Source organism: Xanthomonas sp. LMG 12461, assembly GCF_009192935.1.
In the GTDB taxonomy this organism is placed as follows: Bacteria; Pseudomonadota; Gammaproteobacteria; order Xanthomonadales; family Xanthomonadaceae; genus Xanthomonas_A; species Xanthomonas_A sontii.
Window position 1 is genome coordinate 1 of record NZ_NQYT01000078.1, and the last position, 13,774, is coordinate 13,774.

A 13,774-nucleotide genomic window follows, 5' to 3' on the forward strand; every position below is an offset into this window, starting at 1 on the left:
CTGCGCGCCACCTTCTCCCGGAGGGAGAAGGACATCAGGGGCCGGCCCTGGCGGGCCGCCCGCTGTTTGTGGTCGAGGCCGACGAGTACGACACCGCATTCTTCGACAAGCGCAGCAAGTTCGTGCACTACCGGCCGCTGGTGGCGATCCTCAACAATCTCGAGTACGACCATGCCGACATCTTCCCCGACGTCGCCGCGATCCAGCGCCAGTTCCACCATCTGGTGCGGACCGTGCCGCGCCGCGGGCGGCTGATCGTCAATGGCGAGGACGCGCACCTGCGCGAGGTGCTGGCGATGGGCTGCTGGACCCCGGTGGAGCGCTTCGGCTTCGATCCCGGCTTCGACTGGAGCGCGCGTCTGATCGCCGCCGATGGCAGCCGCTTCGCGGTGCTTCACCAGGGCCGCGAACTGGGCGAGGTGGACTGGCCGCTGCTCGGCCGCCACAACGTGATGAACGCGCTGGCCGCGCTGGCCGCCGCCCATGCGGTGGGCGTGGCGCCGGCGCAGGTGATGCCGGCGCTGGCGCGCTTCCGCAGCGTCAAGCGGCGCCTGGAAGTGCTCGGCCAGGCGCAGGGCATCACCGTGTACGACGACTTCGCCCACCATCCCACCGCCATCCGCACCACGCTCGAAGGCCTGCGCGCCAAGGTCGGTGCCGCGCGCATCGTGGTGGCGATGGAGCCGCGCAGCAATTCGATGCGGCTGGGCGCGCATGCCGAGGCGCTGGCGCCGTCGCTGGAGGCCGCCGACGCGGTGGTGTTCCTGCAGCGGCCGGAACTGGCCTGGGATGCGGGCAAGGTGATCGCCGCGGTACGCGGCGAGGCCTGCGCGGTGCCCGACGTGGACGCCCTGCTGGCCGCGCTGCAGGCACAGGCGCGCGCGGGCGACCATGTGGTGTTCATGTCCAACGGCGGCTTCGACGGCGCACCACGCCGCTTCCTGGCCGCGCTGCAATGAACGTCGTCGGGCACGGCGGAGCCGGCGCGTGAGCGCGCAGCGGACCACGCTGCCGCTGTTCCCGCTGCACGCGGTGTTGCTGCCCGGCGCCTCGATCAAGCTGCGGGTGTTCGAGCGCCGCTATCTGGACCTGGTCCGCGAATGTGGGCGCAGCGACAGCGGCTTCGGCGTCTGCCTGATCCTGGACGGCAGCGAGACCGGCGCCCCGGCGGTGCCGGCGGCGTTCGGCACCGAGGCGCGCATCGTCGATTTCGATGTCGGCGCCGATGGCGTGCTGGTGCTGAGCTTGCGTGGCGCGCGGCGCTTCCACGTGCTGCGCAGCCGGGTCCGCGACAACGGCCTGGTGGTCGGCGACGTGGAATGGCGCGAGGCCGATGGCGACGACGAACTGCGTCCGCAGCACGCGCTGTTGGCGACGGTACTCGACAGCATTCTCGACCAGGCCGCCGCGGTGTATCCGCTGGCCGGTCCGCGCCAGCTCGACCAGGCCGCCTGGGTCGGCTGGCGCATGGCCGAACTGCTGCCGCTGGACGAGCGCCAGCGCCTGTCGCTGCTGCAGGAAGACGACCCGCACGCGCGACTGGACCAGTTGCTGGCCTGGATTCCCTGAGCGAGGCAGGCGAGGGCGGTGTCGCCGTCCTGGCCTGACGTGGAGCGCGGCGGCCGGCATCCGTGCGGCGCTGCGCCATCATCGCCACGATCGCCGCGCGTTGTTCTCGATGGGTCATGCCACAGGCGGGCCACGTGCGCGCCGCAGCCGGCATTCAGCGCGCCGCTAGCAGGCGCGGGCCACGCTTGGCAGCGATCGGCGGCCGCGCCCGGCCGCCGGCAACGGCATCCCGCCCTGGCGGCCTGACGTCCTATCCACGCACGATCGAGGACTTCGTATGAGGCGTTCCTTCCTGCTGTTGTTGCTGTCCGCCGGCGGCGGTCTGAGCCTGCCCGCCATCGCCGCCGAGACGGCCCCCGCGCCCGCAGCCGCAGCCGCAGCCGCAGCCGGCCAGGCCGACTGCCCGCGCGGTTCCATCGCTCTGGTCAACGGCAATGCCGATCAACTGTCGCCGAAAACCTGTCTGACGCCGTCGATGAAGCCGTTCGCGCTGCAGCGTGGCCAACTCTTCGCCATCACCCTGTCCGAGAACGGTTCGACCGGCAGCGCCTGGGCCTTGCGCCGCCTGCCCGCGCCGCTGGCGCTGCTCGACATCGAGCATGCACCCGGCACGGCCTGCGCCACCGGTCGCATGGGTTGCCCCAGCACTGTCACCTACACCTTCAAGGCCACCGATCACGGCAGCGGCGCGATCGATCTCGTCTACTCGCGGCATTGGGAGGACCGTGCCACCGACTCGCGTTCGATCCGGGTCGAGGTGAAGTAGCCGCCATCGCCCGCCGCCGGCGCCTGCAGGGCAGCGCAGCTCCGGTGTGGCACCGATCGGTTCGAGAGGGGTTGAGGCGTACCGCCGCCGCCGCTCAGGGCGACGGCGGCGCTTCGCCTTCGCTGCGTACCAGCAGCACCGGGATTTCGCTGCGGCGATGCATGTCCTTGCGCGTGGGCAGCGCCTGCAGCGCCTCGGTCACGGCGTTGAGCGCCGGATCGGCGCCGCGCAGCGGCCGCCACAACCCGATGAGGTTGAAGTGGCGTTCGTAACGCAGGCTCTGCGCGCTGCCCAGCCACAGCGGCACGTTGCCCGGCTGCAGGCGCGCCGGCGCCGGCCACAGGCGCAGCGCGTACAGCTCGTCCGGATTCGGGCCGGGACGCAGCATCAGCAGCGATTCGACGCGTGTGTCCAGCGTCGCCGGCAGCACCGGCACCTGCGCCGGCGCGGCCTTGTAGTCGAGCAACTGCAGCGCCTGCTGCCAGCCGGCCTGCGGCTGTACGCGCCAGCCGGCCGCTTCGAGCTGGCGCTGCAGCGGCGCCAGCGGCCCGGCCACCTGGATGTCCAGCGGCCAGCGCTGGTCGTCGTCGAACTCGTTGCGCCGTGACGGCAGGGTGCGCCAGTCGTGCTGCCACCAGGCCGCGTCCGCCAGTTGCGTGACCTGCGGCGGCGGCGGTTCGAACTTGGCCAGCTTGCGTTCCAGCTGGCGCGGCGCGTACCACAGCGCGGCGATCGCGAAGCCGCCGTAGAACAGCCAGGCCAGCGGCTTCATCCAGAACCCGCGGTTGAAGCGGCGGCGGTAGGCGATGCCCAGCACCAGCAGCCAGAAGATGCCGAACAGCATGCCGCCGACCACGTCGCTGAGCCAGTGCGCGCGCAGGTACAGGCGGGCGAAGCCGATCAGGGTCACCACCGCGCCGGACAGCAGGTACGGCCACACCCGCGAGCGCCCGGGCAACTCGCGTGCGATCAGCACCGCGAAGAAGCCGAAGCTGATGGTGGCCATGGTCACCGCCACCGAGGGGAAGCCGAAACCGCTGCTGGCCGCTGGCGGCCGTACCACGTGCACGGTGGTGCCGAGCAGCTTGGTCAGGGCCAGGCCGAACGCCAGTGCCGCCAGCCAGTGCGCCGCGGCCATCCAGCGTCGGCGCCAGGCCAGGTAGAGCAGGCCCAGCGCGGTCGGCGGCAGCAGCACCTGCCAGTCGCCGAGCGAGGCCAGTGCGGTCATCGGATAGTCGGCCAGCGGGTTGCGCAGGGCCAGCATCAGGTCGTGCACGGCCAGGTCCAGGCGCAGCGGCTCGCCGTGCGCCACCACCACCATCAGCAGCGCGAACCAGCCCCAGCCCAGCGCCAGCAGCATCACCGCCAGCATCGCCAGCGGCACCGATTCGCGGCGCTGCGGGTCGAACACCGCGATCGAGTAGCGGCCCAGCACCGGGTGCCGGCGCGACCAGTCCAGGCCGCGCGCCAGCAGTGCGTCCATGTGCCCGGCCGACCAGCGGTAGCCGTACAGCACGATGGCCCACACCAGGCCCAGCGCCAGCGCCAGCAGGCCCAGCACCAGGAACAGGCGCCCGGCGACCGCGGCCACCGCGTCGTAGGCCTGGCCCAGCAGCCAGCCCGGTCCCAGGAACAGCAGCGACCATGTCACCGCGGCCACGCTGCTTGGGAGCAGATAGCGCCGCAGCGGCATCTTCATCATGCCCGCCACCGCCGGCACGAACGGACGGATGGCGCCGACGTAGCGCGCCACCAGGATGCTCTTGAAGGCGTTGCGGCGGAACATCGCCTCGCCGCGGTCGAGCAACTGCGGATAGCGCTTGAACGGCCAGTAGTTGCGCAGCTGATGGCCCCAGCGATAGCCGACCCAGTAGCTGAGCGCATCGCCGATCAGCGCGCCGAGCGCGGCGCTGACCACCGCGTACGGGCCGGAGATCTGGCCCAGGCCGATCAGCACGCCGATCGCGAACAGCAGCGGCAGCGCCGGCACCAGAGTGCCGAGGATGATGACCGCATCGCAGAACGCGATGGCGAAGATGACCGCGCCGGCCAGGATGGGGTGTGCTGCGATCCACTCCAGCGTGGCATCGGTCCATGAGGCATTCATCGGGCAAGTATAGAGGGAGCGCGATGACGGTCCGTTAGCGCCGGGGTGCCGTGTCGGGCGACCGGCCTTGCGCAACCGGGCCGCCCGGCAGACCTGGTCTGCCGTCGGGCGCGTCGTTGTCGCCGTCCCGTGCCGGGGATGGCAGCGCCGCCGCGCCGAGGCCGGTGCGTGACGCCGTCGCTTCGCAGGGCGGCGGCCGATCCGCCGACGCGGTGGCACCTGGCACGACGCCCAGGTGAGCAGCACCGGACCAGGTGCCTGCCTGGAGCTGGCGGGCGACCGCGCAGACCCGTCAAACCGCGTCGCACGCTCTACACTGGCCGGATGCCTGCCCCCGCCTCCCGCACCGTCCAGATCCTCAAGGCCGACAGCTTCGGCCGCATCCTGCTGCTGGGCGAGGGCGAGGCGCGCTTCGTCCGCCGCGACCTCACCGCCTCGCCGTGGTGGCTGCGGCTGCCGGCGTGGTGGCTGGCGCGGCGCGAGGCGCTCGCCTTGCGGCAGCTGAACGGCATGGCGGCGACGCCGCAGCTGCGCGGCTGGGACGGCACCTTCCTGGATCGCAGTTATCTGGACGGCGCGGCGATGTACCAGCGGCCGCCGCGCGGCGACCTGGCCTATTTCCGCGCTGCGCGGCGCCTGCTGCAGCAGGTGCATCGGCGCGGGGTGGCGCACAACGACCTGGCAAAGGAGGCCAACTGGCTGGTGCTGGCCGACGGCAGCCCGGCGCTGATCGATTTCCAGCTGGCCGTGCGCGGCGCGCCGCGTTCGCGCTGGATGCGCCTGCTGGCGCGCGAGGACCTGCGCCATCTGCTCAAGCACAAGCGCATGTACTGCGCGCACGCGCTGACCCCGGTCGAGCGGCGCCTGCTCAAGCGCCATTCCTGGGTGCGCGAACTGTGGTTCGCCAGCGGCAAGCCGGTGTACCGCTTCGTCACCCGGCGCCTGCTCAAGTGGGAAGACAACGAGGGGCAGGGGCCGAAGCCCTGAAAGGCCGGGAGTGGGGAATGGAGAATGGGGAATGGAAAAAACGGAATCCGCGTGCGGCTGGTCTGACGGGCACGCGGCGATAAGGCGCTAAGCTTTTCCCATTCCCGGTTCCCCATTCTCCATTCCCACTCCAATGACCCTCAAAGGTAAAACGCTTCTAATCACCGGCGCCTCGCGCGGTATCGGGCTGGCGATCGCGCTGCGGGCGGCGCGCGATGGCGCCAATGTGGCGATCGCGGCGAAGTCGGCGGTGCCCAATCCCAAGCTGCCCGGCACCATCCACACCGCCGCGGCGGCGGTGGAGGCGGCCGGTGGGCGCGCGCTGGCGCTGAAGTGCGACATCCGCGAGGAGGAGCAGGTGCGTGCGGCGGTGGCGGCGACGGTGGAGGCCTTCGGCGGCATCGACGTCCTGGTCAACAACGCCAGCGCGATCTGGCTGCGCGGTGCGCTGGACACGCCGATGAAGCGCTTCGACCTGATGCAGCAGGTCAACGCGCGCGGCAGTTTCCTGTGCGCGCAGGCCTGCCTGCCGCACCTGCTGCGCAGCGCCAACCCGCACATCCTGACCCTGGCGCCGCCGCCGTCGCTGGACCCGAAGTGGTGGGCGCCGCATACCGGCTACACGCTGGCGAAGATGGGCATGAGCTTCGTCACCCTCGGCCTGGCCGGCGAGTTCGGCCCGCAGGGCGTTGCCGTCAATGCGCTGTGGCCGCGCACGCTGATCGCCACCGAGGCGCTGAACATGATTCCCGGCGTCGACGCCGGCAACGGCCGCCGCCCGGAGATCATGGCCGACGCCGCGCACGCCGTGCTGACCCGGCCGGCGGCCGGTTTCTATGGCCAGTTCCTGCTCGACGACGCGGTGCTGGCCGAGGCCGGTGTGCACGAGTTGTCCGGCTATGCGCTGGATCCGTCGCAGCCGCTGCTGCCGGATCTGTTCCTGGACTGAGACCTTCAGGCGCCGGCGCACCGGAGGCGACGCGGCGCGGCGCTTTGGGCGACAGGGGCCGCGACCGCAAACGCACCGTGTGCGGGCGGCGGCGCGCTGCACAAACGCTCTGTTCCATCCGAGCGCGGCCGGTGCCGCAACGACCCGGCGCGGCTATGCTGCCCGGGTCTTGATGCCACCGCCGCCCATGCCCGCTCCAGTCGCCGTCGCCCTGCCGCGTCTTCCCGAGTCCCGCCACGCCATCCATGCCGATCTCAGCGACAACGAGCGGCACATGCTCGATCGCCTGCGCCTGGCCGGCACCGCCACCCGCGCCGATCTCAGCCGCAGCACTGGGCTGACCGTGCAGTCGGCGGTGCGCCTGGTCGACACGCTGGCCGAGCGCGGCCTGGTCGCGATCGGCGCCTCGCTGGCGCATGCGGGCCGCGGCAAGCCGGGCGCGGGCATCGCGCTCAATCCCGGTTACGGCCATACCGTCGGCTACGCGATCGCCACCGATGCGCTGTCGCTGGCATTGCTGGATTTCAGCGGGCAGATCCGCGGCACCGCCGAGCATGCGCTGCGCTCGACCGAGCCGGCCGCGCTGCTGGCGCAACTGCGCGAGGCGGATGCGGCGCTGACCGCGGCGGCCGGCGCCGGGCTGGGTCCGCGCCTGGGCGCGGGGGTGGCGATGACCGGCTTCTTCGTCGAGGACGGTGTGCACATGAATCCGCCCGAGCCGCTGCGCGCGCTGGGCGAGCTGTCGATCGGCGACTGGCTGGCCGAGGCGCTGGGCCTGCCGGTGTGGGTGGACAACGACGGCACGGTGGCGGCGGCGGGCGAGAGCCTGCTCGGCATCGGCCGCCAGTACCGCGACTTCGCCTATCTGCACTTCAATTACGGCCTGGGCGGCGGCGTGGTGATCGACGGCACCTGCTTGCGCGGCGCGCACGGCAACGCAGGCGAGTTCGCCGGCATGCTGCCGCAGCAGGGGCTGGAGCGCGGCACGCTGGAACTGTTGCGGCAACTGCTGGCCGAAGACGGCATCGCGCTGCCCGACATCCGCGCGCTGCTGGCCGCCTACGATCCGGCGTGGCCGGCGATCGAGCGCTGGATCGCGCGGGTGGCGCCGGGCCTGTCGCTGATCGTGTCGGCGATCGTGGCGATCTTCGATCCGCAGGCGGTGGTGTTCGGCGGGCGCATGCCGCGCGAGCTGGCGACGCGGCTGATTCCGCACGTGCGCATCGACAACCAGCCGCGCCGCGGTCAGGCGCGGCCGTTGCCGGTGCTGCTGCCGGCCGCCGCCACCGCCGATGCCAGCGCGGTGGGCGCGGCGGCGCTGCCGCTGAAGGCCTGCTATTTCCGCTGAACCGGTCCCGCCGCGGCGTCGCCATGCCTGCACGCCGCCGGCGCTACCCTATGCGCCCTTTCCGCGCGCCATTGCGGTACGGCGCGCGTCCCATCCCCCACCCTCGGAGCTGTCACGATGAAATACCTGCACGCCATGATCCGCGTCCACGACCTGGAGAAGACCAGCACGTTCTTCACCGAAGGCCTGGGCCTGCACGAAACCCGCCGCATCGAGAACGAAGCCGGCAAGTTCACCCTGGTGTACTTCGGCGCGCCGGAGAACCCGGAAGCCGAGGTCGAACTGACCTACAACTGGGGCTCGGACGAGGACTACGGCAGCGCCCGCAACTTCGGCCACCTGGCCTTCGAGGTCGACGACATCTACGCCCTCTGCGCGCACCTGCAGTCGCTCGGCGTGACCATCAACCGTCCGCCGCGCGATGGGCGCATGGCCTTCGTGCGGAGCCCGGACCTGATCTCGATCGAGCTGCTGCAGAAGGGCGAGGCGCTTGCGCCGGCCGAGCCGTGGGCGTCGATGCCGAACACGGGCGTCTGGTAAGGGCTCAGGGCACCGTCTCGGGCAACGCCTGGCCGCAGCCCCGGCAATAGCCGGCGTTGCGGTCGTGGCCGTGCAGGCCGCAGTGCGCGCAGGTGCGTCGATCCGGCGCGCGGCTGCGGTCGGCATCGCGCAGGCTGTTGGCCAGTTCGGCGGTGTAGATGCCGGTGGGCACGGCGATGATGCTGTAGCCGATCAGGATCAGCACCGAGGTGATGGCGCGGCCCAGCGGGGTGAGCGGGGCGATGTCGCCGAAGCCGACCGTGGCCATCGTCACCACCGCCCAGTACATCGCGGTGGGGATGCTGGTGAAGCCGTTGGCCGGGCCTTCGACCACGTACATCAACGCGCCGAAGATCACTACCAGGGTGATCACCGTGAACAGGAACACGAACACCTTGCGCCGGCTGCGCCACAACGCATCGACCAGCAGGCTGCTTTCCTCGACGTAGCGGGTCAGCTTGAGGATGCGGAACAGCCGCAGCACCCGCAGCACGCGCACCACCAGCAGCGTCTGCGCGCCGGGCAGCAGAAACGAGATGTAGGTGGGCAGGATCGACAACAGGTCGATCACGCCCCAGAAGCTCAGTGCGTAGCGCAGCGGCCTCTGCACCGTGGCCAGGCGCAAGGCGTACTCGGCGGTGAACAGCACGGTGAAGCCCCACTCCAGCACGTACAGCGCGCCGGCGTAACGGCTGTGCAGCGCCGGCACGCTGTCGACCAGGATCACCGCGACGCTGGCCAGGATCGCCGCGACCAGCAACAGGTCGAAGTTGCGCGAAGGCGTGGTGTCGTGCCGGTAGATGATGTCGAACCAGCGGCGCCGCCAGCCGTGCTCTGTCGCTGGGGCGAGCGGGGAATCGAGGAAAAATCGCATGCGCCCATGCTACCCGAGCCGCCTTGCGGTCGCGGGCGCGCGCGCCGCGGCAGGCGGCCTCCTGATCGGATGCGACGCGGCTGCTGGAGAGCCCCCTGTGGGAGGGGCTTCCGCCCCGACGCCGTAGCGCTGACGCGTCGGGACTGAAGTCCCTCCCAGATGTCGAGCAACGGCGTGGTGGGGTTGCTGCGGCACGCGCGCGGGCGGCGGCGGTGTGGCACAGCAGCCTGCCGCCCCGTCGGTCCAGGCGGCGGCCGGCAGTCCCCGGCCGTGCGCTGCCGGCGGTCTTATAATCGGCGCTTTCCCCGCAGGACTGCCTCGATGACCGCTTCTTCCGCCGCGGAGCTGATCGCCCTCGGCCAACGCTACGCGCTGCCGATCTACCGTCCGCGCCAACTGGTGCTGGAGCGCGGCCAGGGCGCACGGGTGTGGGACAGCGAGGGACGCGACTACATCGACCTGTCCGCCGGCATCGCCGTGTGCGGGCTCGGCCACAACGATCCGGACCTGCAGGCGGCGCTGCTCGAACAGGCCGGCAAGTTGTGGCACACCAGCAACGTGTTCTACAGCGAGCCGCCGCTCCGCCTGGTCGAGGAACTGGTGGTGGCCTCGCGCTTCGCGGAGAAGGCGTACCTGTGCAATTCCGGCGCCGAGGCCAACGAGGCGGCGATCAAGCTGGTGCGCAAGTGGGCCAGCGCCCAGGGCCGTCCGCCGCAGCGGCGGGTGATCGTTACCTTCCGCGGCAGCTTCCACGGCCGCACCCTGGCCGCGGTGACCGCCACCGCGCAGCCCAAGTACCAGGAAGGCTACGAGCCGCTGCCCGGCGGTTTCCGCTACGTCGACTTCAACGACATCGTGCAGCTGGAAACGGCGATGGCCGCCGGCGATGTGGCCGCGGTGATGCTGGAGCCGGTGCAGGGCGAGGGCGGGGTGATGCCGGCGGCGCCGGGCTTCCTGGCGCAGGTGCGGGCCCTGTGCGACCACCACGGCGCGCTGCTGGTGCTGGACGAGATCCAGTGCGGCATGGGCCGCACCGGCACCCTGTTCGCGCACTGGCAGGACCAGATCGTCCCCGACATCGTGACCCTGGCCAAGGCGCTGGGCGGCGGCTTCCCGATCGGCGCGCTGCTGGCCGGGCCGAAGGTGGCCGAGACCATGCAGTTCGGTGCGCATGGCACCACCTTCGGCGGCAACCCGCTGGCCGCGGCGGTGGCGCGGGTGGCGCTGCGCAAGCTGGCCTCGACGGCGATCGCCGCCAACGTGTCGCGGCAATCGGCGGCGCTGCGTGCCGGCCTGGCGGCGCTCAACGACGAGTTCGCGTTGTTCTCGCAGGTTCGCGGCCGCGGGCTGATGCTGGGTGCGGTGCTGGCGCCGGCGCATGCCGGACACGCCGGCGCCATCCTCGACCACGCCGCCGCGCATGGTTTGCTGACCCTGCAGGCGGGCCCGGACGTGCTGCGCTTCGTGCCCGCGCTCAACCTCACCGATGCCGAACTGAGCGAAGGCCTGGCGCGGTTGCGCAGCGCGCTGCGCGCCTACCTCGCCGCGCGCTGAGCCGGCGACTCAGCCCAGTCCGTGCCGCGCCAGCGCGCGGCGCAGGGCGCGCGCGCCGCTGGCGGTTTCCGCGGCCATGCCGATCGCGCGGGCGCCGCGCACGTTGACGAACAGGTCGTCGATGAACAGCGCCTGCCGCGGGGCGACATCGAAGTGCGCCAGCGCGTGCCGATACACCGTCGCCTCCGGCTTGCGCCCGCCCAGGCTGCCGCTGCACAGCACGCGCCCGTGCAGCAGCGGAAACAGCGCGGGCACGATCTGCGGCATCGCCTGCGCCATCAGCGCACCGTTGTTGGTCAGCACGCCGATGGCCACGCGCTCGGCCAGTGCCAGCACCTGCGCGACCACGCCGGCGTCGCCGCGGCTGGCCGCCACCCGCGCGGCGATCCACGCATCCGCGTCCACCGCGGCGCCCAGGCCCGCGCTCAATCGCTGCAGGTAGGCGGCGGTGTCGAGTTCGCCGCCGTCGTAGGCGGTCTCCAATCCGGAACCGAACAGGACCTCGCGGACCTGTGCGGCCTCGCAGCGGCAGTGCGCGGCCAGCGCGGCGATGCGGTCGGCACGCGTGTAGCGCGCCAGCACGCCGTCGAAATCGAGCAGCAGCAGCGCCGGCCGCGCGCGGGTCATTGCGGACATGAGGAGGCCTGGGTGAGTGGCGGCTGGCGTGGCGCGGGAGCAGCGAAGCTCACGCCGCTCTGCGGGGTCGCCGCCGCGTGCCGATGATGCAATGCGCCATCGCTTGTCGTTGACAAGTCATCGCGGGCCGGCGGACAGTCGGGGCACGCCGCCACGCGCGCGACCTGCCGTGGCGCAGTGTTGTCTTTCTTGCCGAGGAACCCGCCTTGAACACCAAGTTTCCATCCCTGCTGCTCGTCCTTGCCGGCCTCGCGTTCGCGCCTGCCGTCTGGGCCAAGACCTGCGCGGTGACCATCACCGGCACCGACCAGATGTCCTACGACCAGACCCAGATCAAGGTCGCGGCCGATTGCACCGAGGTGGCGGTGACGCTCAAGCACAGCGGCAAGCTCGCCGCCGCGGTGATGGGCCACAACTGGGTGCTGACCAAGACCCCGGATTTCCAGGCGGTGGCCAATGCCGGCACCAGTTCCAGCCTGGCCGACAACTACCTGCCCAAGAACGATCCGCGGATCATCGCCCACACCAAGGTGATCGGCGCCGGGCAGTCGGACACGGTCAAGTTCTCCACCGCCAAGCTGAGCAAGGGTGGGGACTACACCTTCTTCTGCTCGTTCCCGGGACACTGGGCGGTGATGAAGGGCAAGTTCGTGTTTGGCTGATCCAGCGCAGCGGCGCGGCGCCGGCCATCGGCGCCGCGCGTTGTCGTCATGCCAGGGGCGTGGCGCCGGCATCTCAGCCGGCGGCGACCACCGCGAACGCCTCGCGCGCCGCGGCCAGGGTGGCCTCCAGCACGTCCTGGTCGTGCGCACTGGAGACGAAGCCGGCCTCGTAGGCCGACGGCGCCAGGAACACACCGCGCTCCAGCATCGCGTGGAAGAAGCGGTTGAACGCGGCGGTGTCGCAGGCAGTGGCCTGCGCATAGGTCTCCACCTTCTCGGTGGTGAAGAACAGCCCGAACATCGCGCCGACCTGGTTGGTGGTGACCGCCACGCCGGCCGCCGCCGCAGCGGCTTCCAGGCCGGCGCATAGCTGCGCGGTGGCCGCGTCCAGGCGCTGGTGGAAGCCCGGCGCCTGGATCAGTTCCAGCATCGCCAGCCCGGCGGCCATCGCCACCGGATTGCCGCTGAGCGTGCCGGCCTGGTAGATCGGCCCGGACGGCGCCACCTGCCGCATCAGCTCGGCGCGCCCGCCATAGGCGCCCACCGGCATGCCGCCACCGATGATCTTGCCGAAGGTGGTCAGGTCCGGCGTGACCCCGTAGTGCGCCTGCGCGCCGCCCAGGGCGACGCGGAACCCGGTCATCACCTCGTCGAAGATCAGCAGCGCGCCGTGCTGCGTGCACAGGTCGCGCAGGTGCTGCAGATAGCCCGGACGCGGCGGGATGCAGTTGGCGTTGCCGACCACGGGCTCGATGATGACCGCGGCGATCTCGTGGCCGATCTCCTCGAACAGCGCGGTGGCACCCTCGACATCGTTGTAGGCCAGGGTGGCGGTAAGTTCGCTCAGGCCGGCCGGCACGCCCGGCGAGGTCGGCACGCCCAGGGTCAGCATGCCGCTGCCGGCCTTGACCAGGAACGAATCGCCGTGGCCGTGGTAGCAGCCTTCGAACTTGACGATGCGGTTGCGCCCGGTGGCGCCGCGCGCCAGCCGCACCGCCGACAGCGTGGCCTCGGTGCCGGAGTTGACCATGCGCACCATCTCGCAGGACGGCACCAGCCGGGTGATGGTCTGCGCCATCGTCACCTCGGCCGGGCACGGCGCGCCGAACGACAGCCCGTCGCCGATCGCGCGCTGCACCGCCTCGCGCACCGCCGGGTGGTTGTGCCCGGCGATCATCGGCCCCCACGAGCCGACGTAGTCGATGTAGCGGTGGCCGTCGACGTCGTACAGGTACGGGCCATCGGCGCGCTGCACGAAGAACGGCTCGCCGCCCACCGACTTGAAGGCGCGCACCGGCGAATTGACGCCGCCGGGAATCAGCGACTGCGCTTGGGCGAACAGGGCATGCGAGCGGGAATGGGACATGAGCGGAAATCCTTGGCGATGCTGGCCAGGCCGACCGGCCGGGCGCGGAGCGAGGCCGTCTATTGTCGCGGCTGCCGCCGGTGTACGCCATGTCGTCGATCCTGCCGCAGCCGGCGCCACGCCGTGGATTTGCTTCAAGCCCCTCTCCCGCCGGGAGAGGGGTTGGGGTGAGGGTCCGGCGCGCAGCGATGCGCGATGTTTGGGTGCATGAGGCTTCGCCCGTACCCTCATCCGGCCCTTCGGGCCACCTTCTCCCGGCGGTAGAAGGGAGCGGCTAGCCCCTCTCCCCCCGGGAGAGGGGTTGGGGGGAGGGTCCGGCGCGCAGCGACGCGCGATGTTTGGGGGCATGAGGCTGCGCCCGTACCCCCATCCCCCCCCGCGGGGGACCCTTTCCCACACGGGGAAGGGAAACAGCG

General features: G+C 71.4%; 12 protein-coding genes and 1 pseudogene. 9 read left to right on the forward strand and 4 right to left on the reverse strand.

Going from position 1 to position 13,774, the window contains the following annotated elements; translation table 11 throughout:
- The 3 genes from mpl to CEK68_RS18485 form a co-directional block, all read left to right on the forward strand.
- On the forward strand, positions 1 to 959 hold a 959-nt coding region (gene mpl / locus CEK68_RS18475; RefSeq protein WP_226977958.1), incomplete at its 5' end, for a UDP-N-acetylmuramate:L-alanyl-gamma-D-glutamyl-meso-diaminopimelate ligase.
- Positions 960 to 987: 28 nt separating this feature from the next.
- A complete protein-coding gene (locus CEK68_RS18480; protein WP_017917492.1) occupies positions 988 to 1,569 on the forward strand; it encodes an LON peptidase substrate-binding domain-containing protein in 582 nt (193 codons plus the stop codon).
- Between the two features lie 298 nt (positions 1,570 to 1,867).
- Complete coding sequence (locus tag CEK68_RS18485) at positions 1,868 to 2,335, forward strand: protease inhibitor I42 family protein (protein WP_226977959.1); 468 nt, start codon at positions 1,868 to 1,870, stop codon at positions 2,333 to 2,335.
- Positions 2,336 to 2,429: 94 nt separating this feature from the next.
- Here the strand turns inward: CEK68_RS18485 and CEK68_RS18490 are convergent, their stop codons facing one another.
- On the reverse strand, positions 2,430 to 4,442 hold the full coding sequence (locus tag CEK68_RS18490) for a bifunctional DedA family/phosphatase PAP2 family protein (RefSeq protein ID WP_152240259.1): 2,013 nt from the start codon (positions 4,440 to 4,442) through the stop codon (positions 2,430 to 2,432).
- A 324-nt stretch (positions 4,443 to 4,766) separates the two neighbouring features.
- Between CEK68_RS18490 and CEK68_RS18495 the strand changes: the two genes are divergently transcribed.
- The 4 genes from CEK68_RS18495 (at position 4,767) to CEK68_RS18510 (ending at position 8,266) form a co-directional block, all read left to right on the forward strand.
- Positions 4,767 to 5,429, forward strand: a complete 663-nt coding sequence (locus CEK68_RS18495; RefSeq protein WP_017913428.1) for a serine/threonine-protein kinase — start codon at positions 4,767 to 4,769, stop codon at positions 5,427 to 5,429.
- A 133-nt stretch (positions 5,430 to 5,562) separates the two neighbouring features.
- A complete protein-coding gene (locus CEK68_RS18500; protein WP_152240260.1) occupies positions 5,563 to 6,378 on the forward strand; it encodes an NAD(P)-dependent oxidoreductase in 816 nt (271 codons plus the stop codon).
- Between the two features lie 187 nt (positions 6,379 to 6,565).
- On the forward strand, positions 6,566 to 7,726 hold the full coding sequence (locus CEK68_RS18505; protein WP_193314247.1) for an ROK family transcriptional regulator: 1,161 nt from the start codon (positions 6,566 to 6,568) through the stop codon (positions 7,724 to 7,726).
- A gap of 117 nt (positions 7,727 to 7,843) precedes the next feature.
- Positions 7,844 to 8,266 (forward strand): VOC family protein, encoded by a 423-nt coding sequence (locus CEK68_RS18510; protein WP_017910492.1) that lies wholly within the window; start codon positions 7,844 to 7,846, stop codon positions 8,264 to 8,266.
- A gap of 4 nt (positions 8,267 to 8,270) precedes the next feature.
- On the opposite strand, the gene CEK68_RS18515 is transcribed toward CEK68_RS18510, so the two are convergent.
- On the reverse strand, positions 8,271 to 9,140 hold the full coding sequence (locus CEK68_RS18515) for an ion transporter (RefSeq protein ID WP_017913432.1): 870 nt from the start codon (positions 9,138 to 9,140) through the stop codon (positions 8,271 to 8,273).
- A gap of 321 nt (positions 9,141 to 9,461) precedes the next feature.
- On the opposite strand from CEK68_RS18515, the gene CEK68_RS18520 reads away from it, so the two are divergent.
- A complete protein-coding gene (locus tag CEK68_RS18520; protein WP_152240261.1) occupies positions 9,462 to 10,694 on the forward strand; it encodes an acetylornithine transaminase in 1,233 nt (410 codons plus the stop codon).
- Positions 10,695 to 10,703: 9 nt separating this feature from the next.
- On the opposite strand, the pseudogene CEK68_RS18525 reads toward CEK68_RS18520, so the two are convergent.
- Positions 10,704 to 11,373: pseudogene (locus tag CEK68_RS18525) on the reverse strand (HAD-IA family hydrolase).
- A 163-nt stretch (positions 11,374 to 11,536) separates the two neighbouring features.
- Between CEK68_RS18525 and azu the strand changes: the two are divergent.
- The gene (gene azu, locus CEK68_RS18530) at positions 11,537 to 11,992 is read left to right on the forward strand and encodes an azurin (protein ID WP_152240262.1); all 456 of its coding nucleotides are present in this window, start codon (positions 11,537 to 11,539) and stop codon (positions 11,990 to 11,992) included.
- A 73-nt stretch (positions 11,993 to 12,065) separates the two neighbouring features.
- Here the strand turns inward: azu and hemL are convergent, their stop codons facing one another.
- Positions 12,066 to 13,358: a glutamate-1-semialdehyde 2,1-aminomutase gene (gene hemL, locus CEK68_RS18535; protein ID WP_152240263.1), complete on the reverse strand. Its 1,293-nt coding sequence runs from the start codon at positions 13,356 to 13,358 to the stop codon at positions 12,066 to 12,068.
- Positions 13,359 to 13,774 lie beyond the last annotated feature (416 nt).